The organism is Pantoea sp. CFCC18177 (genome assembly GCF_059412425.1).
On the sequence record NZ_JBNBPL010000013.1, the window covers coordinates 28,821 to 51,799 of the forward strand.

Below are 22,979 nucleotides of genomic sequence, written 5' to 3' on the forward strand. Positions count from 1 at the left end.
AAAGGGGTAAACTGTCGTCACTTTTTTCACCAGCATAAGTTGTTTAAGCATGTCTGAATTCAATCTGACCCAGCGCCCAAGAAGACTGCGTAAAAGCGCGTCGATGCGTGAAATGTTCCAGGAATCCCACCTCCGTCTGAGCGATCTGGCCCTGCCGATCTTCGTGGAAGAAGGCGTGGATGATTACGTTCCAATCAATGCGATGCCGGGCGTGATGCGTATTCCAGAAAAACGTCTGGCGTATGAAATTGAACGTATTGCCAAAGCAGGAATCCGTTCAGTGATGACGTTTGGTATTTCCCATCACACCGACGCCACCGGCAGCGATGCGTGGAATGAAAACGGCCTGGTGGCGCGTATGTCACGCATCTGCAAAGACACCGTGCCAGAAATGATCGTGATGTCTGACACCTGCTTCTGCGAATACACCAGCCACGGCCATTGCGGCGTACTGTGCGATCACGGCGTTGATAACGACCAGACGCTGATCAACCTCGGCAAACAGGCCGTTGTCGCTGCACAAGCCGGTGCCGATTTCATTGCGCCTTCTGCGGCAATGGATGGTCAGGTCAAAGCCATTCGTCAGGCGCTGGACGCCGCCGGTTTCACTGATACCGCCATCATGTCTTACTCCACCAAGTTCGCTTCCTCGTTCTACGGCCCGTTCCGTGAGGCAGCCGGAACGGCGTTGAAGGGCGATCGTAAAACTTATCAGATGAATCCGATGAACCGCCGTGAGGCGATTCGCGAGTCACTGATCGATGAAGCCGAAGGGGCCGATTCACTGATGGTAAAACCGGCAGGTGCCTACCTGGATATTCTGCGCGATATCCGCGAGCGCACTACTCTGCCGCTGGCTGCGTACCAGGTGAGTGGTGAATACGCGATGATCAAATTCGCCGCTCAAGCCGGTGCTATCGACGAACGTAATGTGGTTCTGGAAAGCCTTGGCGCGATTAAACGGGCCGGCGCTGACCTGATTTTCAGCTATTTCGCCCTTGATCTTGCCGAGCAAAAAGTGCTCTGATAATCGTTACGCTTAGCAACGGACATCGCAGCTGTTGCTAAGCGCTTTATGCCCTCGTGGCAGTAAAACACCAGTGATGTTGTACCCGAATAATTCAAAAGAAAGAGTAACGCGATGAAAGCACCTGCACTGCCTGCGGACGAGCCACATCGTCTGGCCCAGTTACGTGCGCTCAACATTCTGCATACGCCTGCAGAAGAGCGTTTTGACCGATTAACTCGCCTTGCCCGTCGTTTGTTTGGCGTGCCGGTGGCGCTTGTCAGCCTGCTGGAAGAGGACCATCAATGGTTCAAGTCCATTGCCGGGTCCAGCGGTACCACCGCCCCTCGTAATACCTCGTTCTGCGGCCACGCCATCTTGCAGGACGATATCATGGTGGTGGAGAACGCCCTCGAAGATGAGCGCTTCCACGATAACCCCTTAGTGAATACTGCCGATAACCCAGTCCGTTTCTACGCGGGTTGTCCGCTGCGCACGCCCGCGGGTGCGAAGGTCGGCACGTTGTGCATCGTTGACCACCATGCACGCGAATTTAACGCTGACGATATGCATACGCTGCGCGATCTCGCGGCGATGGCCGAAGCGGAGCTGGTGGCTTTCCAGACCGCCACCTCGGATGAGCTGACGCAGATCACCAACCGCCGTGGGTTTATGACACTCGGCCAGTTGGCGCTGAATGAGTGTCAGGTGAAGCAGCTGCCAGCCAGCTTGACCTTCCTCGATCTTGATCGCTTTAAAGCCATCAACGATACGCTGGGCCACCGTGAAGGCGATCGCGCACTGATGGATTTTGCCGATGCGATGAAGGTGAGCTTCCGCCATGCCGATATCTTTGCCCGCTTAGGCGGAGACGAGTTTGTGGTGCTGTTCAACGGCTTGCAGCAGGACGATGCGGAAGGGGTACTGGCGCGTTTTGATCGCTTCCTGCAACAGCAAACCAGTGACCTGGAACGTCGCTATGCGCTGCACTTCTCGTCCGGCATCGTGGAATTTGACCCGGACCATCCGCAATCGCTGGAACAGTTGCTGGAGAGCAGCGATGCGCGCATGTACGCCGCCAAGAACGGCAAAAAGCAGCAGGCGCGATAACATCATGGGCGTGCCAAGTCACGCCCCTACGAACAGCTGCGGCCAGTAGGGTGCGGCTCTCAGGCCGCCCTTCCGCTCGCGCCTTCAATCACTGCGCTAAATCGCTAATTAACGTCTGATTAAATTTCTGCGGCTCTTCCATCTGAGGCGCGTGTCCCAACCCCGGGAACTCGATTAAACGCGCGCCGGGAATCATTTGTGCAACTTGCTTGCCCAACACGTTGTAGTGTCCCAACTGCGCTTTAATGGCTGGAGGCGCGATATCGCTGCCAATCGCCGTGGTATCCGCCGTGCCGATCATCAAGGTGGTGGGTACTTTCAGGTCTTTAAATTCGTAATAGACCGGCTGGGTAAAGATCATGTCGTAAATCAGCGCCGAGTTCCACGCCACTTTCTTGTGGCCCGGTCCGCTGTTTAACCCCGCCAGCATATCCACCCATTTGTCATACTCTGGCTTCCACTGACCACTGTAATAGGTGTTCTGCTCGTACTTTTTAATGCCCGCCGCATTCAGCTTAAGCTCACGTTGATACCACTGATCCACCGAGCGCCATGGCGTACCTTTCGCTTTCCAGTCTTCCAGACCAATCGGATTCACCAGCACCAACTTCTGCGTCTGCTGCGGATACATCAGTGCATAGCGCGTGGCCAGCATACCGCCGGTTGAGTGCCCGACGATAATGGCTTTCTCGATACCCAACTGCTGTAACAGCTGGTGCGTATTCAGCGCCAGTTGCTGGAAGCTGTATTGATAGTTAGCGGGTTTGGTTGAGGTGCAGAAGCCAATCTGATCCGGTGCGATGACGCGATAGCCCTTTTGGCTCAGTGCATTAATGGTGTCGTCCCACGTTGCGCCGCAGAAATTTTTGCCGTGCAGCAACACCACCGTTTGACCATTGGCCTGCTGCGTGGGCTTCACATCCATGTATCCCATGCTGAGCGACTGCTGCTGAGAGGAAAAATTAAAATGTTGCAGCGGATGCGGGTAGGAAAAGCCTTCCAGCTGCTCGCCATACACCGTGGCGGCGAAGGCTGGGGCAGCTTGCAATAACGACATTGATATCAACGTTGCCGCAAGTGATTGTTTTACAGAGAAATGAAAAGCCATGCGTGCCTCTCCTGGACAGTGAAAAAACCATCAGTCTGGCATGTTATTCGCTCTGGCGTATTGATGAGGCGTGCCTGCCCCGATTGGATTTTTCAATGTTAAGCCCGGCAAAGCGATGGAAAATTTGAGTTAATAATAACGGCAGTGATTAGGCTAAATAAACAACATCCACACAACAAGAAATTGTTTATTTTCACGAAAACCAAGACCAGTCTTGATGACAAATAATAAAACAGTCAATTCCTGATAAAACTTTACGTTATTCGGATGATTGGAAAGATTAATTATTTTACACTGTGAGCAGTTAATGGAGGATCACAATGATGCAGAAAAAATACAACGAAGGGGTTATTGATTCGGTGACCAAATGGATTATGGAGAACCTGGATCAGCGTTTGAGCATTGATGATATTGCACTGAAGTCTGGTTATTCAAAATGGTATTTGCAGAAGTTATTTGCCCGTTATCATCATGAAACGCTGGCGCATTACATCCGTAAAAAGAAACTGGTTTGTTGTGTTAGCGAGCTGAAATACAGCAACGCACCCATTATCAGTCTGGCGGTTAAATACCATTTTGAAAGTCAGCAATCGTTCACGCGCTCGTTCAAGCAGATGATGGGATGTACCCCGCTCGCCTGCCGCAAGCGCCAGCTCAGCGCTGACGTCCAGCACGCTTTCCAGGAGAGCACCGATCCCTGTGCCATTTGCCGAAAGCAAGAATTTAACAGCACTGAAACGGTGAAAGAAATACGTGTACCGGTAACTCGAAATGGGAAATTTCCCGCACGCATAGATTGTGTAATGCGTTAATAACTGAAGGAATTACTTTCCTTATTAACCTCTACCATTTTTTAATTTATCAAATAAATATGCGTGAGATTATGACGGGTGATGCGTCACCCGCTCGCATATTGCAATGGGAATCATTCACATCAAGAAAATATTCAGACCCTAATTGAAGTTCGTTGCTTTGCCATTTAAACACTTTAATAAAATGAATACTGAGTAACGACAGAAGGCTCACACGCGCCCGCGAAACGTTTTCCGGTAAAGCAGCGGCGAGGTATTCAGATGTTTTTTAAAATGTCGTCGTAACATTAAGGGTGAAGAGAACCCGGCTTTTTCCGCAATCAATTCCACAGGTTGATCGGTTTTTTCTAAAAATCGCTGTGCCAGTGCCAGCCGTTGATTCACCAGCCATTCGCTGAAGCAGCCACCGGTAGTCTGGGTAAAACGTCGGGTGAAGCTGCGGCGGCTCATTAATGCCTTTTCCGCCAGTTGCTCCAGGGTAAGTACCTGCTGCAAGTTTTCTGTTGCCCAGCTCAACGCTGACATAAAGCGATCGTTGCCCGCCGAGTGATACACCGGCTACTCGATGTATTGCGCCTGGCCGCCCTGCCGATGCGGCGGCACCACCAGCATGCGTGCCACGCTGTTCGCCACATCCACCCCGCACTGCTCTCGTACCAGATGCAGGCAGCAATCGATACTCGCCGCCGTTCCTGCCGAGGTCACAATCTGCCCTTGGTCGATGTAGAGCACATCGCGATCAATCTCAACATCTGGATAAAGCCGTTCAAAGTCAGCCATCCAGCGCCAGTGGGTTGTGACACGCTGTTGATGCAGCAGCCCGGCAGCGCCTAGTACAAATGCGCCGAGACATAACCCCACCATCTGCGCACCACGCTGCGCAGCCTGCTGTAGCGCCTGCAATAACGCGGGCGGTGGAGCGACAGTCGGATCACTCCAGCTCGGCACCACCACCACATCGGCCTCAGCTAGCTGAGCCAGATCATGCTCAGCGATAATCGAAAAACCGCTGTTGGTCTTGAGCGGCCCTGCATGGGTTGCACAGATCATTAACTGGTAGCACGCGCTGCCATCTTCCCGTTCCGCCTTCTCAAATACCGCACAGGGTACGGAAAGGTGGAATGGGATGATGTCGTCAAACACCACAACACCCACTTTTATCGGCGCATCTGCGCGAGCCACTTTTGGCGCAAAGTGAACGCTATTTGTCATGCCATGTACTCCTTCACTCTGGATGGAATCGCCATACTGCTGGGCATCGGAAGTCACCCTGATTTCCTCTTACCCCAGGATTACAAACTATGAAAAACTTCTTTGCTTCAAGCACCCTGGCATTAGCGATGGCAATTTCAGGTTGTGCCATCGCAGAAGAGCGTACAGCAGAAAACGCACCGACTATTCGCACCATGAGCGGAGCCACCGCCACCACGCAACTCACCGCTAAGCAAACCGCCGTTATTGTTATCGATATTCAAAACGAGTATTTCCCCGGCGGTAAGATGCCCATTCCGAATGGCATGCAAGCGCTGAAGAACAGTAAGCGTATCGTTGAGTTTGCCCATAAAAACGGCATGCCAGTGTTCTTCGTGCAGCATCTCGGCGCGGCGGATGGCCCACTGTTCGCCAAAGGCAGCCGCTTCGCCGAATTCCACAAAGATTTGCAGCCAGGTAAAAATGACCGCGTGATCAGCAAAGCCACGCCAAGCTCGTTTGTCGGCACCGACCTGCAACAGCAGTTGGACGCACTGGGCATTAAACAACTGATTGTGACCGGCCTGATGACGCATATGTGCGTTTCTTCCACCGCGCGAGATGCAGTGCCGCTGGGTTACTCGGTGATTATTCCCGAAGATGCCACTGCCACGCGCGATCTGGCCACCTGGGATAACAATGTAGTCGACCATAAAGTGCTGCAACAAAGTGCACTGGCGGGCGTTGCTGACGTCTTTGCTGAAATCAAAACCACCGACGCGGTATTAGCGCTGCCGGTGCAGTGATCACTGAACCGCTTTACCCGGCAGTAATTTCTCAGACATAACGCGTCGGCAGGAGAGACTCTCCTGCCGCGCTTGTTGCTGCTGTTCTGGCGCTAAATCCTGCCACACGGTTTGCAAATGCTCTGCAAGACCTGACTGAAAATGAATTTTCTGCAGTGCGTAATCGGAATTACTGCCTTCAATAATCTGCTGCATCGCCTGTGTTGAGTTGTCGCGCCCATCGTGCGTCAGCGTACAAAACATGGCGATGTAATAGCCTTTGTCTTCATCACTGTAATGCGGCATCAGCCACCAGACCACGGCACTGATAACGATAACCGCAGGCAGCAAAAATTTGAGTTTTAACATATTGAGATTGACCGACTTAAAAAGAATCGCGGCGATCTTAACAGATTTGCCGGTTAACAGCGGCTAAACGCTTGCTTTGCAAGGCACGGATTTCTGTACCCTCTGCGTATTCTCTTAAAGTTGGATTTTTCGGGTTTATTTATTGAGCAGTTCGGCGCTGTTTGTTAATTTTGAGCCACTTTTCGGGCCATTATCGGCTCATTGCGCCAGCTGTTTCAGGGCCAGTTTAGGTCCAGATTTGGGCAAAAACTGGGACAGCGGGCGACCTGGTTACAGGAATCACCATGTTCGATAATAAACTCAAATTACATCTGGTCTCGTTGGCTTTGCTGGCAGAAAAAAAACTGACAACCCGCAAGCGCCTCCCCGACTACAACAGGATCGCCGAGCAGGATATCCATTTTCAGGCCCGTGCCAATTCTCCTGCGCCGATTCCGCGTCAAATTTGGATGTACTGGGAAAGTGAAAAGCTGCCCGCTGAAGTACAAATCTTTGTTGATAAAATAGCGCGTGAAAACCCCAGTTATGCGCTGACGGTCATTAACAACCTCAACATGCACGAGTATTTGCCGGACCTGAAGTTTGTTCACCCGGATATGCGTGCTTCGCATAAAAGTGATGTGATCCGTCTGGAACTATTACACCGCTATGGCGGTGTCTGGATGGATGCCACCATCATTCTCAATCGCACGCTGGATGAACTGCTGGCGGTCAATGCGGATCAACAATATGACCTGGTCGCCTTTTATCGCGAGGAGTCGATTCGCGATCGCGATTATCCGGTGATTGAATCCTGGTTCCTGGCGGCACCGAAAAACAATGCCTTTATTGGCCGCTGGCTACAGTGTTTCCGGCCTATCGTCGAGTTAGGTTCTGCCGCTTTTTTCCAGCAACTGCTGGCGCTGCCCAACTACGACACCATTCTGCAGGGGATTAAAACGCCAGATTATCTGGTGGTCTATATCGCTCAGCAACAGGCGTTGCGCGAAGAGAACCAGTACAACTTCTATTTACGTAAGGCGGAAGCCGGTGCGTTGCTGTATCAAACCCTGAGCGGCTGGCGCCCGGTAAAACTGAGTCGCATGCTGATGGTGGATGCGTTGCCGGAGATTTTGCCGCCGGTGTATAAACTCACCAGCTTTGACCGCAAATATATCGCCACGCACCTGAAATACGGCGTGGTGAACAGAGATAGCCTGTTGGGACGTGTGCTGTTGCAGGATCACTCTAGCGAACTGGCACCCGCCTCGACATTGGCGGGAAAAGCCGCGCAATAGCCAATTCATGTTGGCGTGTGCTGTCACGGAAACGGTCGCCATTGGCCAGGTGCGCATAAATGCGTCATTGCATCCGATGCCGCCATTGGCCCGGTTGTACCTAAATGCGCACCCTACATTTTCCTTGTAGGGTCGCCATTTATGGCGACCGTCTCCAGGGTGCAGATATTTACAGCGCCTGCGCGCACGCCCAGGCCGAACTCCATGCCCACTGGAAGTTATACCCGCCCAGCCAACCGGTGACATCCACCACTTCACCGATAAAGTACAGTCCAGGCACGTCGCGCGCTTCCATGGTTTTTGATGAAAGCTGGGTGGTATCCACACCGCCCAGAGTCACTTCCGCCGTGCGATACCCTTCGGTGCCGTTGGGCTGCACGCGCCATTGATGCAGCGTATTCACCAGTTCACCCTGCTGTTTGCTGTTAAGCTGTTTCAAGGTGACATCCGGGATCTGCTTCAACTCCTGCAACACTTCCACCAGCCGCTTCGGCAAGATTTTTGCCAGGCTGTTTTTCAGGCTGAGATTGGGATGCGCCTCGCGCTGCACGTTGATGAAATCCTCCAGCGAGGTTTCCGGTGACAGGTTGATGGTGACGAATTCCCCAGGTTGCCAGAAGCTGGAGATTTGCAACACCGCCGGGCCGGACAAACCGCGATGGGTAAACAGCATCGCTTCTTTAAACAGCGTGCCGTCTTGTGCTGTTATCGTGGTCGGCAATGCCACGCCCGACAGCGTGTTTAGCTGATCCAGCAACGGCTTGTGCAACGTGAAAGGCACCAGCGCGGCGCGTGTCGGGAAGACTTTCAGGCCAAACTGTTCGGCGACTTTATAGCCAAATGGCGTAGCACCCAGCCCCGGCATCGATAATCCACCGCTGGCGATCACCAGTTTTTCCGCCTGAACCTCTGAGCCGTTGAGTTGCAGCGTGTAACCTTTCTCATCACGTGCCACGCTCAGCACTTCGCTACGCAAACGCAACGTCACCTGTCCGGCTTCACACTCTTTTAAAAGCAGATCGACAATCTGCTGGGCCGAATCATCGCAGAACAGCTGGCCGAGGGTTTTCTCGTGATAGGCAATGCCATGACGGTTCACCAGATCGATGAAATCCCACTGGGTATAACGTGCCAACGCCGATTTACTGAAATGCGGATTGTGCGAAAAATACGCCGCCGGTTCGGTGTACATATTGGTGAAATTACAACGACCACCGCCCGACATCAGGATTTTGCGCCCGGCCTTTTTGCCGTTATCCAGCAGCAGCACGCGACGACCTAACTGTCCTGCCTGCGCTGCGCAGAACATGCCGGCTGCGCCTGCACCAATAATGATAACGTCAAACTTGTCCACAGCTCTTAACCCACCTGATTGAAAGGCGCTGATTGTAGAGATCTGCGGCAATTCGCGCCAGCGTCAAAAAAATGCCGCAAATGTGTCATAATGTAACTGCCTTATTTTTCAGCCTTTTTGCCTTGTCTTAGTGCTTACATTGCAATTTTAAGACAAAAAGGGACTATATTTTCCTTTCACATCATGCGTGTTGTCGCAGATAATGCGCCGCGTTCATGTCCTCCAAAATGGCGTAACGTTTATGCTGCATCTGTTTGCTGGTCTTGACCTAAGCACCGGCCTGTTTTTGGTTATTGCTCTGCTGTTCGTATTGTTCTATGAAGCAATCAACGGTTTCCACGACACGGCTAACGCAGTCGCTACTGTCATTTATACCCGTGCGATGCGGGCGCAGTTGGCGGTTGTGATGGCTGGTGTTTTCAACTTCTTAGGCGTTTTGCTGGGCGGTTTGAGTGTGGCCTATGCCATCGTGCATATGCTGCCTACGGATCTGCTACTGAACGTCGGTTCCGCACATGGCCTTGCCATGGTGTTCTCCATGCTGCTGGCAGCCATTATCTGGAACCTGGGTACCTGGTATCTGGGTTTACCGGCCTCCAGTTCGCATACATTGATTGGCGCCATTATCGGTATTGGTCTCACCAATGCCCTGATGACCGGCACCTCGGTGGTTGACGCGCTCAACCTGCCGAAAGTGATCAATATTTTCCTTTCTCTGATTCTGTCACCGATTGTCGGACTGGTGATTGCGGGTTCGCTGATTTTCTTGCTGCGTCGCTACTGGAGCGGCACCACGAAACGTTCGCGTATCCACATGACCCCTGCAGACCGTGAAAAGATCGATGGCAAGAAGAAGCCACCGTTCTGGACACGTATTGCACTGATTGTCTCAGCAATCGGCGTGAGCTACTCGCACGGTGCTAACGATGGTCAGAAAGGCATTGGCCTGATTATGTTAGTGCTGATTGGCGTAGCACCGGCCGGTTTCGTGGTGAACATGAATGCCTCCGGTTATGACATCACCCGAACACGTGATGCCGTTAATCATCTGCAGCAGTACTATCAGCAGCATGGTGATTCTCTGACGCACATCGTGCAGATGGCGCCCCCTGTGGTGCCGACGCCGGAAGAGTCAGTGGGCGGTCCGCATGAGTTCCATTGCGACAGCAGTCGTGCCCTTCAGGCTATCGACCGCGCACAAGGCTTGCTGGCTAATCTGAACAGCTACGATCAACTGACCGTTGATCAGCGTAGCCAGATGCGTCGTTTGCTGATGTGCGTATCGGATACCGCTGACCGCGCGGCGAAGCTGCCGGAGACCAGTGCTGATGATAAGCGCTTCCTCAACAAGCTGAAGGGCGATCTGCTGGGCACCGTGGAGTACGCACCGGTCTGGATCATCATGGCGGTGGCGTTAGCGCTGGGCATTGGTACCATGATTGGCTGGCGTCGTGTGGCGACCACTATCGGCGAGAAAATCGGTAAGAAAGGCATGACCTATGCGCAGGGCATGTCTGCACAGGTCACCGCTGCGGTCTCTATTGGTATCGCCAGTTATACCGGTATGCCGGTGTCGACCACGCACATCCTGTCGTCATCGGTTGCCGGCACCATGCTGGTTGATGGCGGTGGCTTACAAAGCCGCACCATCAAAAATATCGCCATGGCATGGGTGTTCACCCTGCCGGTGTGTATTGTGCTGTCAGGTTCGCTCTACTGGATTGCCCTGAAGATTATTTAAGCCATCCGTAGAAAACAGAGGGGCGACAGCAATGTCGCCCTTTTTTATTGCCAGATCGCCATGGCTATCAGGCTCACCACCACCAGAAAACACAGCCCACTGGTCAGCACAAACTGCCCACGCACGCGCTCGCAGCGGCGAATGAATTCGTCGTCGTGATGATCGCGATAGCGCTTATCCCAGATATAACGCACCAGCCGCACCTGCTTACTGGGCTGGCCATGAGACGTGAAGAACCCCGCCCCATCCACATATTGATACAGCAGCGGATCACAACCGCGCAGCACAGCCAATAGCGAGCGCAAAGAAGAGAAGTAGCGCGCCATATTCACCAGACAAACCACACACAGAGCCCAAAAAAGCGCGATAGTGCTGATCATGTTCCCCTCCCAGCTGGAGCCGCAATGACGTCGAATGCAGCGGGGAAATGCTGTAGACGCCCCACGGGAAATAAACCAGCCACAGATGAATCGAATTGCATTGTTGTTATGCGAGCCCGAGCGCGTAACCCAGACGGCGGTGGCACTCATTTTCAGTGTAGGAGATCTGTTCAATTTTTTTCCAGCGATGATTTTCGTTCACCGCGAGTGAAAATCGCGATAGCGCTTGATCTTCCTCACAAGCGAGCCGCAGATTGCAGCATTTGTTAACAACTCTGGCTATACTCAAAACATAACAACATACGCCTGTAGGCATAAATTGTGGCTGGCGGCGCTTCATCGCCATTGTGCGCAAAGGACAACGCCCGCCGTGAAGGCAAACTTCGGGTTGCCCCCAGAATCTTGAGAAAGGAGTTTTATCATGGCTTATAAACACATCCTGATTGCAGTAGACCTTTCCCCGGAAAGCCAGTTGCTGGTTGATAAAGCCGTTTCGCTGGCCCGCCCCTACGACGCTAAAATCTCTCTCATCCACGTTGATGTGAACTATTCAGACCTCTACACCGGGCTGATTGACGTCAACCTGGGTGACATGCAGAAGCGCATTTCCGAAGAGACCCACACCGCACTGAAAGAGCTGTCAACCAACGCCGGTTATCCGATCAGTGAAACCCTGAGCGGCAGCGGCGATCTTGGCCAGGTGCTGGTGGATGCGATTAAAAAGTACGATGTGGATTTGGTGGTGTGTGGCCACCATCAGGATTTCTGGAGCAAGTTGATGTCTTCAGCACGCCAGCTGATCAACACCGTGCACATTGATATGTTGATTGTGCCGCTGCGTGATGCAGACGACGAATAAGCCGCAACCGTCTGTTTGGTCGGCATTTATGCCGACCTTTTAACAGGAAAGCATTAAACCAATGGCGGATAAATATCAAACCGATGGCTTTTGGTGACCACCGCAGATTGAGTTTCCACACCCGCCAACGGCGGTGCGTAATCCGGGCGTTTTACCACGATGCGTTTTTTTGCCAGACGGCGCGCCGGTTCCAGCAACGCATCAGCGTCTTCATCCGGGCCCACCAGCGACTGAAACACGCGCATCTCCTTCTTCACCAGCGCGCTCTTCTGACGATGCGGATACATCGGGTCGAGATACACCACATCCGGCGCGGGTGTGATATCACTCAACGCCTGTTGGCTCACCACATGCAGCAACGTCAGCCGTTCACGCAGCCAGCCGCCAATCTCAGCATCTTCATATCCCCGGCGTAAGCCATCATCCAGCAACGCGGCGACCACCGGATGGCGCTCCAGCATGCGTACGCGGCAACCTAACGCCGCCAGCACAAAGGCATCACGCCCCAGCCCCGCCGTTGCGTCAACCACATCCGGCAGATAACCACCTTTGATGCCCACCGCTTTTGCCACCGCTTCACCCCGACCACCGCCAAACTTACGGCGGTGCGCCATGGCGCCAGAAACGAAGTCCACAAAGATGCCGCCTAGTTTCGGCTCATCCCGTTTGCGCAGCTCAAGATGCTCCGACGTCAGCACCAGCGCCATCACGGACTGATCGTCATGCTGCAAACCCCAGCGCTGCGCCAGATGTAATAAGGCGCCGTCTCCGGCGCCTGTTTCATCGATTAAACCGATATTCACAAGCAGGCTTATCCCTGAATTCCGTAGTGTTCCAGCATCGCATCCAGTTGCGGTTCACGGCCACGGAAGCGTTTGAACAGCTCCATTGGCTCTTCTGAACCGCCGCGCGTCAGGATGTTATCGAGGAACGACTGACCGGTTTGACGGTTGAAGATGCCCTCTTCTTCGAAACGAGAGTAAGCATCGGCCGCCAGCACATCCGCCCACAGATAGCTGTAGTAACCGGCGGCATAACCGCCCGCGAAGACGTGGCTGAAGGCGTGTGGGAAACGGCCCCACTCTGGACTTGGCACCACGGCAACCTGCTTCTTCACTTCACGCAACGTTTCGAGGATTTGCGCACCTTTTTCTGGATTAAATTCCGTGTGAAGACGGAAATCGAACAGGCCGAACTCCAGCTGACGCAGGATAAACAGCGCCGCCTGATAGTTCTTCGCCGCCAGCATCTTATCCAGCAGATCTTTTGGCAGCGGCTCACCGGTTTCGTAATGGCCGGAGATAAACGCCAGTGCGTCCGGCTCCCAGCACCAGTTTTCCATAAACTGGCTTGGCAGTTCGACCGCATCCCATGGCACACCGCTGATGCCCGACACGCCAGGCGCTTCGATGCGCGTCAGCATATGGTGCAGGCCGTGACCAAATTCGTGGAACAGCGTGGTCACTTCATCGTGGGTGAACAGCGCAGGCTTGCCCTGCACCGGACGATTGAAGTTACAGGTGAGGTACGCCACTGGCTTCTGCAGGCTGCCATCGGCTTTACGCATCTGGCCGACACAATCATCCATCCAGGCGCCGCCACGTTTGTGCTCACGCGCGTAGAGATCGAGGTAGAAACTGCCACGCAGCTCACCACTTTCATCAAACAGATCGAAGAAGCGCACATCCGGATGGTAAACATCGACGTCTTTGCGCTCTTTCGCGGTAATGCCGTAAATGCGTTTGACCACTTCGAACAAGCCGCTGACCGCACGCTCTTCTGGGAAGTACGGGCGTAGTTGCTCATCGCTGATGGTGTAAAGATGCTGCTTCTGTTTCTCGCCGTAGTAGGTGAGATCCCACGGGTTCATCTCATCAACGCCAAACTCTTTTTTGGCGAAGGCTCTCAGCTGTGCCAACTCTTTCTCGCCCTGAGGACGCGCACGCTTGGCAAGATCGGTCAGGAAGTCGATGACCTGTGCCGGGTTTTCCGCCATTTTGGTGGCAAGGGATTTATCCGCGAAGGAGTCGAAGCCCAGCAGTTGTGCCAGTTCGTGACGCAGTGCCAACTCTTCCGCCATCACCGGGCCGTTATCCCACTTACCGGCATTTGGCCCCTGCTCAGACGCACGCGTCGAGTACGCACGGTACATCTCTTCGCGCAGGGCAGCGTTATCACAGTAGGTCATTACCGGCAGATAGCTCGGGATATCCAGCGTCAGCAGCCAGCCTTCTTGCTCTTTAGCTTCGGCCTGCGCTTTTGCCGCCGCCAGCGCGCTCTCTGGCATCCCCGCCAGATCCGCTTCATCGGTGATTAGCTTGTTCCAGCCCATGGTAGCGTCGAGCACGTTGTTGCTGTAGGTCGAACCCAGTTCAGACAGACGCGCCGCGATTTCGCCATAGCGCTTCTGCTTCTCTTTATCGAGGCCGATACCAGACAGCTCAAAATCACGCAGCGCGTTATCGACGGCTTTCTTCTGTGCGATATCCAGTGCGGCATAGCTGTCGCCCTGTTTTAAATCACGGTAAGCCTGATACAGGCCTTCATGCTGGCCTACCCAGGTGCTGTATTCTGACAGCAGCGGCAGCGTCTGCTCGTAGGCTTCACGCAGTTCCGGGCTGTTTTTAACCGAATTCAGGTGACTGACCGGGGAGAAAATACGGCCCAGGCGGTCATCCACTTCAGCCAGTGGCTGCACTAAATTATCCCAAGTGTAAGGTGCACCCTGCGCCACCACGCGTTCAACTTCGGCACGGCAGTTGTTCAGCGCTTCAGTGACAGCGGGAACCACGTGCTCAGGTTTGATGGCAGAAAACGGCGGAAGCGAAAAAGGGGTGAGTAACGGATTGGTCATAAGCGCAGTCCTTTCATCGTAGTGTTCGGGCGCGAGATTCGCGCGACGCAATCTTTCTAACATGCGGTCAGAGAGCCTGAAAATCAATGCCACTAAGGATGGACCGACGAAGAAAAAAGCGCGAGCGCCAAAACGTCAGCAATTTTTACGCAGCACGGCTATAATCGCGCCACACACGATGTTTTTTACTCCTTTTGATCCAACCGCGGACCTCTCTTTTTTATGCTCAGTTATCGCCACAGTTTTCATGCCGGCAACCACGCCGACGTGCTCAAACATACCGTTGAAAGCCTGATCCTCACCGCGTTGATGGAGAAGGAAAAACCGTTCCTGTATCTGGATACGCATGCCGGTGCCGGCCGTTACCAGTTGAGCGGAGAGCACGCCGAGCGTACCGGTGAATATCTGGAAGGCATTGCGCGCATCTGGCAGCAGCCGGACACGCCAGAGCTGTTGAAGCCCTATCTGTCGGCGGTGCGCAACCTCAACCCGCATGGCAACTTGCGTTACTATCCCGGCTCACCGCTGATCGCACGCCATCTGCTGCGTGAAGATGACAAGTTGGAACTGACCGAACTGCACTCCAGCGATTACCCGCTGCTGCGCAACGAATTCAGCAAAGACAGCCGTGCGCGGGTGGCACGTGGTGACGGCTATCAACAGTTGAAGGCCAAACTCCCGCCGCTGAGCCGTCGTGGTTTGATTCTGATTGACCCCCCGTATGAGCTGAAAAGTGATTATCAGGATGTGGTGAAAGGGATTCAGGAAGGCTACAAGCGTTTTGCCACCGGGGTGTATGCGCTGTGGTATCCGGTGGTGCTGCGCCAGCAGATCAAACACATGATCAAAGACCTGGAAGCCAGCAACATCCGCAACATTCTGCAGATTGAACTGGCGGTGCGCCCAGATAGCGATCAGCGCGGCATGACCGCCTCGGGCATGATTGTGATTAACCCACCGTGGAAGCTGAAAGCACAGATGGAAGAGCTGTTGCCTTGGCTGCATCAGAAGCTGGTGCCAGCAGGAACGGGCCATTACAGCGTGACGCAGATCGTACCCGAGTAAACACATCCCTTGCCAACGCGCGCGCCAAGGCTCGCCCCTACAGATGATTTGTAGGGGGCTCCCTTGGGTCGCCCAAGCCGCCTCTCTTTCAAAGGACCCTTGTTATGTGGATCATTCTGGCTGGTGCGCTTACGGTGCTGTCGCCTGCCAAACGTCTCGCCGTGCTGTTGCTGTTGCTGGCGACGTTGATGGGCCTGTTTCAGGATGTGCTCAACTGGCCAGCTATTGCCATATTGGGTGCTATTGCGTTGCTGGCGTGGATTCGGGTAGAGAACCCGACTAACCGCGTGGTGTTGGTCATCTGTGAAGCTTTACTGGTGCTAATCGCCGGCAGCCTGCTCCTGCACCTGCTGCCCGGCTTCAACAACCCGCGCCAGATCGAAGAGCTACAGGTTGGCCCCAACAGCGCGCCGTTCAGCTTCTACTACAACTTCGATAAAGCGCTGATTCCGTTTGTACTGCTGGCGGCGTTGCCGACGCTGTTCCGCACACAAAAGTTCCCCCCAGCGCACAAGATCCTCTGGCTGCTGCTGTTAGCGGCAATCCCGCTACTGCTGTATGTCGCCGTGATGTTGGGTGGACTGGCGATTGAGCCGCACTGGCCTGAATGGCTCGGCAGCTTTATGCTGGCGAACCTGTTTTTTGTCTCGCTGGCGGAGGAAGCCTTCTTCCGTGGCTATCTGCAACAGCGTCTGCGGCAGAAAATCGGTGGCGTGGCAGCACTATTAATCGCCTCACTGCTGTTTGGCCTGGCACACTTCCCCGGCGGCATGTTGCTGGTGATTTTCGCCACGCTGGCTGGCCTGATATATGGCCTGGCGTGGCACTGGAGCGGACGCGTGTGGGTCGCCACCGGCGTGCATTTTCTGCTGAACCTGACGCATCTGCTGTTCTTCACCTACCCCGCGTTACAGCATTAAATCTCGAATACTGCGAAATCACGTGCCAGCTCGGTAGCCATAAACACCGACTGGCACTCCGCCAGCAATCTCTCCCGATCACTCGACACATAGCGCGAACTGAAATGCGTGGCGATCATGCGCTTCACCCCCGCCAGCCTGGCCACTTCGGCCGCCTGGACCGTGGTGGAGTGGCCGCGACCATTGGCTTTCTCGGCCAATGCCGCTTCCAGCGTGGTTTCATGCACCATCACATCCGCGTTGGCTGCCAACTGCAGTGCCACATCGGTAGGGCCGGTATCACCAAAAATCGCCACCACTTTGCCTTTGGTGGCGGGCCCAAGATACGCCGCACCGTCGATTTCACGTCCATCATCCAGTTGAATACGTTTGCCCTGTTTTAAATCCTGATACCACGGCCCACGCGGCACACCCTCGGCTTTTAACCTTGGTGCATCCAGAAAACCCGGCTTGTCATGCTGTTCGATGCGGTAGCCATAACACTCCACCACATGATTCATCGGATAGGCGGTGACGCGGAATTCACCGTCATCCAATACCTCACCGGCTTCGATTTCGATTATCTCCAGCGGAAAGCTGGTGTAAGAGCCGCTCAGGCTGAGCGCCGTCTCGATAAACTGTTTGATACCTTGCGGACCATAAATGGTCATCGGCTCCAGCAATCCCGCCATTGAGCGGCTGGTGAGCAAACCCGGCAGACCGAAAATGTGGTCACCGTGCAGGTGGGTAATGAAGATTTTTGCCAGCTTGCTGGGCTTAAGCGCGGAGCGCATAAACTGATGCTGTGTCGCCTCACCGCAGTCGAACAGCCAGGTGTCACCGCGTTTCGACAGCGTCAGCGCAATGGCGGTGACGTTGCGTTGCAGGCTCGGCGCACCCGCGCCGGTGCCAAGAAAAGTGAGATGCATAGTTTTCTTCCCTGTGAGCGAAACCTGAATAACACCCTATCATAATCATAGGCTGAACCTTTGCGCCGCTTGCGCAAGCAGCGTTACACTCTATGCCAATTTTCTTCCAACAGATGGACATTCCGGATGACCCGACATTTTGATTACCTCGCGATTGGCGGCGGCAGCGGCGGTATCGCCTCCATTAACCGTGCGGCGATGCATGGCCAGAAGTGCGCCTTGATCGAAGCGAAAGAATTGGGCGGTACCTGTGTCAACGTGGGCTGCGTCCCGAAAAAGGTGATGTGGCATGCGGCACAGATTGCTGAAGCCATCCACTTGTATGGCCCGGATTACGGTTTCGACACCACCGTAAACCGTTTTGACTGGCCTACGCTGGTGAAGAACCGCAGCGCCTATATCGATCGTATTCACACCTCATACGATAACGTGCTGGGTAAAAATAACGTTGAAGTGATCAAAGGCTTCGCGCGCTTTGTTGATGCCAACACTGTGGAAGTGAACGGTGAAACCCTCACCGCCGACCATATCCTGATTGCCACAGGCGGCCGCCCGAGCCATCCGCACGTACCTGGCGCAGAATACGGTATCGATTCCGACGGCTTCTTTGAGCTGGATGCGCTGCCAAAACGTGTTGCAGTGGTCGGCGCCGGCTATATCGCGGTGGAACTGGCGGGCGTGGTGAACGCACTGGGAGCAGAAACCCACCTGTTTGTGCGCAAACATGCACCGCTGCGCAGCTTCGACCCGTTGATCGTTGATACGCTGGTGGAAGTGATGCAAGCCGAAGGCCCGACGCTGCACACTGAATCGATTCCAAAAGCGGTGATCAAAAATGCTGACGGCAGCCTGACGCTGCAACTGGAAAACGGCCATGAGCAAACCGTTGATTGCCTGGTGTGGGCGATTGGTCGCGAACCGGCCACCGATAACCTTAACCTCTCCGTGACCGGCGTTGCGCTGAACGAGAAAGGCTATATCAACGTGGATAAGTTCCAGAATACCAACGTGAAAGGCATCTATGCAGTGGGCGACAACACCGGTGCCGTCGAGCTGACACCGGTGGCGGTGGCTGCTGGCCGTCGTCTCTCTGAACGTCTGTTCAACAATAAGCCGGACGAGCATCTGGACTACAGCAACGTGCCGACCGTGGTGTTTACTCATCCGCCGATTGGTACTGTTGGCCTGACCGAGCCTCAGGCGCGCGAGCAGTATGGCGACGATGAGGTAAAAGTGTATAAATCCTCCTTCACCGCCATGTACACCGCCGTCACGCAGCATCGCCAGCCATGTCGTATGAAGCTGGTGTGCGTTGGACCGGAAGAGAAGATTGTCGGTATCCACGGTATCGGCAACGGTATGGATGAGATGCTGCAAGGCTTCGCCGTGGCGCTGAAAATGGGTGCCACCAAGAAGGACTTCGACAACACCGTGGCGATTCACCCGACGGCGGCGGAAGAGTTCGTTACCATGCGATAATCCGGGTGCGCATCAAGTTGCACCCTACAAAAACCTCGCACGATAGCCCTAGGGTTGCCACTTATGGCAACCGAAAGCGCTAAACTGACGAGCAGTGCGCCATTTATGGCGACCAGAGATAAGGCGGAATGAAATCCGCCTTTTTTATATCTGCAGCACCGGCACTTCCACCACCTGAATCGCTTGCTCACCGCTCTCAATCAGACTAAACACCCTGTCCATCATGCTTGCCACATCCTGTTTCACCATGGTGATGTCTTTGCACAGCAGCGCTACAAACGGGTCCCAATCGAAGCAGCCGATGACGGGATGCTTATCATCCGTTAACAGATTCTCCGCGCGCAGAAACTGCACCACCCCTTCCAGCGAAATCGTGGAGTTTACAAACAGACCGAACTGCCGGACAGGATGCTGCTGAAAGTAACTTTTCAACGCGGTTTGCGCTTTTTCTGGCTCATAACCGCACAGCAGCACATTCTCTTCCGGCACCGCAATTTGGCGTTCCTGATGCGCCGCCAAAAAGCCGCGCAGACGCTCTTTACTGTTGTGGTCACTGGCGCGTCCGCCGATAAAAATCAGCGCCTGCGGGCATTTCTCCAGCAAAGTGCGCGTCAGACTCAGTGCGCCATTGAAGTTATCTGAAATAATGGAAGGAGCCAGCGAACCGGGTAGGTCCAGATTGAGCGAAGGCACGGAAGCGTTCTGACACAGTACAGTGATGCGATCCGGGTCAGTTGCGCCAGTTACCACCATATAATCCACTTGCCAGGACAGCATGGTTTGCACGGCTTCCAGCTCTAAATCGGGATCGCGCTGCGTACAGGTAATCACCGGGAACAGGCCGCGATCGCGCGCCATCTGCTCAAACTTTTCCACAATCGAGCCAAAATAACGGTTGTCGTATTTCGGCACGATCATCCCGATGGTTTTCGAGCGCGTCGTGCGCAGCATGCTGGCCTGCCGATTCAGCGCATAGCCCTGCTCTTGCGCAATCCGGCTCACTTTCTCGGCAGTACTGGCACTGATGCGCCGCTTCTTCCAGTTACCACTCAAAATCGCGCTTACCGCGCTTGCCGAAACCCCTGTGAGTTCCGCCAGGTCATAAATGGTGGTTTTCTTGTTTTTGCCGATCCCCGTCACAGAACCCATCCCTTTATTGCGCATTTTGTTGCTGGTTAGAAGTGGGGGTGATAGTTGTGCTTCATCGATTGAGCACCACCTAAAACGCCATTGATAAAGGATTATAAGATGAACTCGAACCTCTTCTCCATGCATAACCCTCTCAACGGAAAAGTCGCCGCCATTACCGGCGCTGCCTCCGGAATCGGCCTTGAATGCAGTAAGGTATTGCTACAGGCCGGTGCGAAAGTCGTTCTCATCGATCGCGACGGCGACAAGTTGCAGCAGCTGGTGGCGGAGCTGGGCCCTCAGGCACTCGCGCTGCAGATTGACCTGATGGACGGCAAACAGGTTGACGGCATTCTCAATGACATTCTCAAGCTGGCGGGTCGTCTGGATATTTTCCACGCCAACGCCGGGGCCTATATCGGCGGGCCGGTGGCGGAAGGCGATCCCGATATCTGGGATCGTGTACTGAAACTCAACACCAGCGCCGCCTTCCGTTGTGTGCGTTCGGTGCTGCCGCATCTTATCGCCCAGAAATCGGGTGACATCATTTTCACCAGTTCCATTGCGGGCGTGGTGCCGGTGGTCTGGGAACCCATCTATACCGCATCGAAGTTCGCGGTGCAGGCCTTTGTGCATTCCACGCGTCGTCAGGTAGCGCAGTATGGCGTTCGAGTCGGCGCGGTGTTGCCCGGCCCGGTGGTCACTGCCCTGCTCGATGACTGGCCGCAAGAGAAGCTGGATGACGCACTAGCCAATGGCAGCCTGATGCAGCCCATTGAAGTCGCGGAATCGGTGCTGTTTATGGTGACGCGATCGCCTGGCGTGACCGTGCGCGATATCGTTATTCTCCCTAACAGTGTTGACCTGTAACCGTTCGAGGTGAAGCAGCATGAGCAACGAAAAATATCTGATTGGTGTGGATGTCGGTTCTGCCAGTGCCCGTGCCGGGGTGTTTGATCGGGCGGGCAATCTGTTGGGACATGCAAAACAGCGCATCACCACCTTCCGGGCACACGGTAATGTGGTGGAGCAATCCGCCAATGAGATTTGGCAGGCGGTAAGCCACTGCATCCGTGAGGCCATTGCAACGGCCGCCATCGATCCTAAAGCCGTAGCCGGTATCGGTTTTGACGCCACCTGTTCGCTGGTGGTAATCGATGAACACGGCCAACCGTTATCCGTCAGCCCGGATGGCGAAGCGGAACGCAATATCATTGTGTGGATGGACCATCGCGCTACACAGCAGGCCGACGCCATCAATGCCACTGCACACCCGGTACTCGACTACGTTGGTGGCCGCATCTCGCCGGAAATGGAGATGCCAAAACTGCTGTGGCTGAAGACCCACAATCCGCAGACATTCCAGCAGGCGGCCCACTTCTTTGACCTCACCGACTACCTCAGCTGGCGCGCCACCGGCGATACGGCGCGCTCCTCCTGCACGGTGACCTGTAAATGGAACTATCTGGCGCATGAGCAGCGCTGGGATGCGGACTACTTCGATGCCATCGGGCTGCCGGAATTCGCGCAGGAAAACTTTTCACGTATAGGACAGCGCATCGTTGAACCGGGAACGCCTTGCGGTAATGGCTTAACCGCGCAAGCTGCCGCCGATTTTGGTTTACCCGTGGGGACACCGATTGCCGCAGGCTTAATTGATGCCCACGCAGGCGGCGTGGGAACGCTGGGCGCGGATGGCCGCCCGGAAGAGAAACTCGCTTACGTGTTTGGCACCTCATCCTGCACCATGACGCCGACCCACGAAGCAGCTTTTGTGCCCGGCGTGTGGGGGCCTTACTACTCAGCGATGGTGCCCGGCTTGTGGTTAAGCGAAGGAGGACAAAGCGCGGCGGGCGCGGCCATCGATCGCCTGCTGGAAATGCATCCTGCTGCGGTCATCGCGCAGCAGGCCGCTGATGCAGCGGGCCTCTCACTGCCGGTGTATCTCGCGGAGCAGGCCCGGCAAAACGCCCCCAGCGACTCAGAAACCGTGCGGCTGGTGGAAGGCCTGCATATCGTGCCGGAGTTCGCCGGCAATCGTGCCCCCTTTGGCGATCCTTATGCCCGCGCGGTGATTTGCGGTTTAGGCATGGATAATGATGTCGCGAGTCTCATCTCGCTGTATATCGCAGGCTTGTGCAGCCTTGGCTATGGCCTGCGGCAGATCATTGAAGCCCAAACCAGCAAAGGCATTGTCACCCGCTCAATCGTGATCAGCGGCGGTGCCGGGCAGCATCCGCTGGTGCGCCAACTGTTAGCCGACAGCTGCCAACTTCCGGTGCAATCGACCCTGTGCCCGGAACCGGTATTACTGGGCTCAGCGATTCTGGCCGCCACCGCCAGCGGACTGTATAGCGACGTTACCTCAGCGATGCAAAGCATGACCACCCAGGAAAATAGCTGGCATCCCGAACCATTAGTTTCGGCACTGCATCATCACCGATATGACGCATTTAAATTACTGCAAAGCACGGCGCGTAATATTCGCCAGCAGGAAGACTAATATTGCGCGCCGGAAATTGTCCGGCGCTCAATGACCTATTCCTCCCATTTCCCGCAAGATAAAATCCATTTTCTTCACTACTCAAGCGTAGTCTGCCGGGCTAATATTTCAGCCTTTGCTGGCGCCCTTC

General features: G+C 54.6%; 20 protein-coding genes and 1 pseudogene. 12 read left to right on the plus strand and 9 right to left on the minus strand.

Annotated features, from left to right (window positions below):
- Positions 1-49: 49 nt before the first annotated feature.
- A complete protein-coding gene (gene hemB, locus ACPUC8_RS14695) occupies positions 50-1,027 on the plus strand; it encodes a porphobilinogen synthase (RefSeq protein WP_039328399.1) in 978 nt (325 codons plus the stop codon).
- Between the two features lie 114 nt (positions 1,028-1,141).
- The gene (locus ACPUC8_RS14700; protein ID WP_494926661.1) at positions 1,142-2,116 is read left to right on the plus strand and encodes a GGDEF domain-containing protein; all 975 of its coding nucleotides are present in this window, start codon (positions 1,142-1,144) and stop codon (positions 2,114-2,116) included.
- Positions 2,117-2,204: 88 nt separating this feature from the next.
- On the opposite strand, the gene ACPUC8_RS14705 is transcribed toward ACPUC8_RS14700, so the two are convergent.
- Entirely contained in the window at positions 2,205-3,224 is a 1,020-nt protein-coding gene (locus ACPUC8_RS14705) for an alpha/beta fold hydrolase (protein WP_039328396.1), read from the minus strand.
- A gap of 320 nt (positions 3,225-3,544) precedes the next feature.
- Between ACPUC8_RS14705 and ACPUC8_RS14710 the strand changes: the two genes are divergently transcribed.
- The gene (locus ACPUC8_RS14710; RefSeq protein ID WP_039328395.1) at positions 3,545-4,036 is read left to right on the plus strand and encodes a helix-turn-helix domain-containing protein; all 492 of its coding nucleotides are present in this window, start codon (positions 3,545-3,547) and stop codon (positions 4,034-4,036) included.
- Between the two features lie 210 nt (positions 4,037-4,246).
- Here ACPUC8_RS14710 and ACPUC8_RS14715 read toward each other — a convergent pair.
- Positions 4,247-5,248 (minus strand): annotated as a pseudogene (locus ACPUC8_RS14715) (GlxA family transcriptional regulator).
- Between the two features lie 89 nt (positions 5,249-5,337).
- Between ACPUC8_RS14715 and ACPUC8_RS14720 the strand changes: the two are divergent.
- Positions 5,338-6,033, plus strand: a complete 696-nt coding sequence (locus ACPUC8_RS14720) for a cysteine hydrolase family protein (RefSeq protein ID WP_494926662.1) — start codon at positions 5,338-5,340, stop codon at positions 6,031-6,033.
- Here ACPUC8_RS14720 and ACPUC8_RS14725 read toward each other — a convergent pair whose 3' ends face one another.
- Entirely contained in the window at positions 6,034-6,381 is a 348-nt protein-coding gene (locus ACPUC8_RS14725; RefSeq protein ID WP_494926663.1) for a hypothetical protein, read from the minus strand.
- Positions 6,382-6,665: 284 nt separating this feature from the next.
- Here ACPUC8_RS14725 and ACPUC8_RS14730 point away from each other — a divergent pair, with 284 nt between their 5' ends.
- A complete protein-coding gene (locus tag ACPUC8_RS14730; protein WP_058973790.1) occupies positions 6,666-7,658 on the plus strand; it encodes a glycosyltransferase family 32 protein in 993 nt (330 codons plus the stop codon).
- Positions 7,659-7,827: 169 nt separating this feature from the next.
- Here ACPUC8_RS14730 and ACPUC8_RS14735 read toward each other — a convergent pair whose 3' ends face one another.
- Complete coding sequence (locus ACPUC8_RS14735; RefSeq protein ID WP_494926702.1) at positions 7,828-9,045, minus strand: BaiN/RdsA family NAD(P)/FAD-dependent oxidoreductase; 1,218 nt, start codon at positions 9,043-9,045, stop codon at positions 7,828-7,830.
- Between the two features lie 208 nt (positions 9,046-9,253).
- Between ACPUC8_RS14735 and pitA the strand changes: the two genes are divergently transcribed.
- Positions 9,254-10,753 (plus strand): inorganic phosphate transporter PitA, encoded by a 1,500-nt coding sequence (gene pitA, locus ACPUC8_RS14740; protein WP_058973260.1) that lies wholly within the window; start codon positions 9,254-9,256, stop codon positions 10,751-10,753.
- A gap of 44 nt (positions 10,754-10,797) precedes the next feature.
- Here the strand turns inward: pitA and uspB are convergent, their stop codons facing one another.
- Positions 10,798-11,133 carry a universal stress protein UspB gene (gene uspB, locus ACPUC8_RS14745; protein ID WP_039328388.1) on the minus strand — a complete coding sequence of 112 codons (336 nt, stop codon included), beginning with the start codon at positions 11,131-11,133 and terminating at the stop codon, positions 10,798-10,800.
- A gap of 421 nt (positions 11,134-11,554) precedes the next feature.
- Between uspB and uspA the strand changes: the two genes are divergently transcribed.
- Positions 11,555-11,992, plus strand: coding sequence for a universal stress protein UspA (gene uspA / locus ACPUC8_RS14750; RefSeq protein ID WP_039328387.1), 438 nt, complete (start codon positions 11,555-11,557; stop codon positions 11,990-11,992).
- A 53-nt stretch (positions 11,993-12,045) separates the two neighbouring features.
- Here uspA and rsmJ read toward each other — a convergent pair whose 3' ends face one another.
- Together rsmJ and prlC are read right to left on the minus strand one after the other, a co-directional pair.
- Entirely contained in the window at positions 12,046-12,795 is a 750-nt protein-coding gene (rsmJ, locus tag ACPUC8_RS14755) for a 16S rRNA (guanine(1516)-N(2))-methyltransferase RsmJ (RefSeq protein ID WP_039328385.1), read from the minus strand.
- Positions 12,796-12,803: 8 nt separating this feature from the next.
- Positions 12,804-14,846 (minus strand): oligopeptidase A, encoded by a 2,043-nt coding sequence (gene prlC, locus ACPUC8_RS14760; RefSeq protein ID WP_039328384.1) that lies wholly within the window; start codon positions 14,844-14,846, stop codon positions 12,804-12,806.
- Between the two features lie 222 nt (positions 14,847-15,068).
- On the opposite strand from prlC, the gene ACPUC8_RS14765 reads away from it, so the two are divergent.
- Both ACPUC8_RS14765 and ACPUC8_RS14770 read left to right on the plus strand, forming a co-directional pair.
- Positions 15,069-15,911, plus strand: coding sequence for a 23S rRNA (adenine(2030)-N(6))-methyltransferase RlmJ (locus tag ACPUC8_RS14765; protein WP_039328383.1), 843 nt, complete (start codon positions 15,069-15,071; stop codon positions 15,909-15,911).
- A 104-nt stretch (positions 15,912-16,015) separates the two neighbouring features.
- Positions 16,016-16,831: a CPBP family intramembrane glutamic endopeptidase gene (locus ACPUC8_RS14770; protein WP_039328382.1), complete on the plus strand. Its 816-nt coding sequence runs from the start codon at positions 16,016-16,018 to the stop codon at positions 16,829-16,831.
- On the opposite strand, the gene rnz is transcribed toward ACPUC8_RS14770, so the two are convergent.
- Positions 16,828-17,739: a ribonuclease Z gene (gene rnz / locus ACPUC8_RS14775; protein WP_039328381.1), complete on the minus strand. Its 912-nt coding sequence runs from the start codon at positions 17,737-17,739 to the stop codon at positions 16,828-16,830. The genes ACPUC8_RS14770 and rnz overlap by 4 nt on opposite strands.
- Before the next feature lie 126 nt (positions 17,740-17,865).
- Between rnz and gorA the strand changes: the two genes are divergently transcribed.
- Positions 17,866-19,218 carry a glutathione-disulfide reductase gene (gene gorA, locus ACPUC8_RS14780; protein WP_494926664.1) on the plus strand — a complete coding sequence of 451 codons (1,353 nt, stop codon included), beginning with the start codon at positions 17,866-17,868 and terminating at the stop codon, positions 19,216-19,218.
- A 144-nt stretch (positions 19,219-19,362) separates the two neighbouring features.
- Here gorA and ACPUC8_RS14785 read toward each other — a convergent pair whose 3' ends face one another.
- Positions 19,363-20,358: a LacI family DNA-binding transcriptional regulator gene (locus ACPUC8_RS14785; RefSeq protein ID WP_039328441.1), complete on the minus strand. Its 996-nt coding sequence runs from the start codon at positions 20,356-20,358 to the stop codon at positions 19,363-19,365.
- Positions 20,359-20,466: 108 nt separating this feature from the next.
- Between ACPUC8_RS14785 and ACPUC8_RS14790 the strand changes: the two genes are divergently transcribed.
- Together ACPUC8_RS14790 and ACPUC8_RS14795 are read left to right on the plus strand one after the other, a co-directional pair.
- Complete coding sequence (locus tag ACPUC8_RS14790; RefSeq protein ID WP_039328379.1) at positions 20,467-21,216, plus strand: SDR family oxidoreductase; 750 nt, start codon at positions 20,467-20,469, stop codon at positions 21,214-21,216.
- 19 nt (positions 21,217-21,235) lie between these two features.
- Entirely contained in the window at positions 21,236-22,849 is a 1,614-nt protein-coding gene (locus tag ACPUC8_RS14795; RefSeq protein ID WP_494926665.1) for an FGGY-family carbohydrate kinase, read from the plus strand.
- Positions 22,850-22,979: the final 130 nt, after the last annotated feature.

Bases quoted from the DNA above. Each gene is read 5' to 3' on its own strand.
- ACPUC8_RS14700 (WP_494926661.1), top strand. From the start codon at position 1,142: ATGAAAGCACCTGCACTGCCTGCGGACGAGCCACATCGTCTGGCCCAG.
- prlC (WP_039328384.1), bottom strand. From the start codon at position 14,846: ATGACCAATCCGTTACTCACCCCTTTTTCGCTTCCGCCGTTTTCTGCC.
- hemB (WP_039328399.1), top strand. From the start codon at position 50: ATGTCTGAATTCAATCTGACCCAGCGCCCAAGAAGACTGCGTAAAAGC.
- ACPUC8_RS14765 (WP_039328383.1), top strand. From the start codon at position 15,069: ATGCTCAGTTATCGCCACAGTTTTCATGCCGGCAACCACGCCGACGTG.
- ACPUC8_RS14725 (WP_494926663.1), bottom strand. From the start codon at position 6,381: ATGTTAAAACTCAAATTTTTGCTGCCTGCGGTTATCGTTATCAGTGCC.
- ACPUC8_RS14705 (WP_039328396.1), bottom strand. From the start codon at position 3,224: ATGGCTTTTCATTTCTCTGTAAAACAATCACTTGCGGCAACGTTGATA.
- pitA (WP_058973260.1), top strand. From the start codon at position 9,254: ATGCTGCATCTGTTTGCTGGTCTTGACCTAAGCACCGGCCTGTTTTTG.
- gorA (WP_494926664.1), top strand. From the start codon at position 17,866: ATGACCCGACATTTTGATTACCTCGCGATTGGCGGCGGCAGCGGCGGT.
- uspA (WP_039328387.1), top strand. From the start codon at position 11,555: ATGGCTTATAAACACATCCTGATTGCAGTAGACCTTTCCCCGGAAAGC.
- rnz (WP_039328381.1), bottom strand. From the start codon at position 17,739: ATGCATCTCACTTTTCTTGGCACCGGCGCGGGTGCGCCGAGCCTGCAA.
- ACPUC8_RS14730 (WP_058973790.1), top strand. From the start codon at position 6,666: ATGTTCGATAATAAACTCAAATTACATCTGGTCTCGTTGGCTTTGCTG.
- uspB (WP_039328388.1), bottom strand. From the start codon at position 11,133: ATGATCAGCACTATCGCGCTTTTTTGGGCTCTGTGTGTGGTTTGTCTG.
- ACPUC8_RS14720 (WP_494926662.1), top strand. From the start codon at position 5,338: ATGAAAAACTTCTTTGCTTCAAGCACCCTGGCATTAGCGATGGCAATT.
- ACPUC8_RS14795 (WP_494926665.1), top strand. From the start codon at position 21,236: ATGAGCAACGAAAAATATCTGATTGGTGTGGATGTCGGTTCTGCCAGT.
- ACPUC8_RS14790 (WP_039328379.1), top strand. From the start codon at position 20,467: ATGAACTCGAACCTCTTCTCCATGCATAACCCTCTCAACGGAAAAGTC.
- ACPUC8_RS14710 (WP_039328395.1), top strand. From the start codon at position 3,545: ATGATGCAGAAAAAATACAACGAAGGGGTTATTGATTCGGTGACCAAA.
- ACPUC8_RS14770 (WP_039328382.1), top strand. From the start codon at position 16,016: ATGTGGATCATTCTGGCTGGTGCGCTTACGGTGCTGTCGCCTGCCAAA.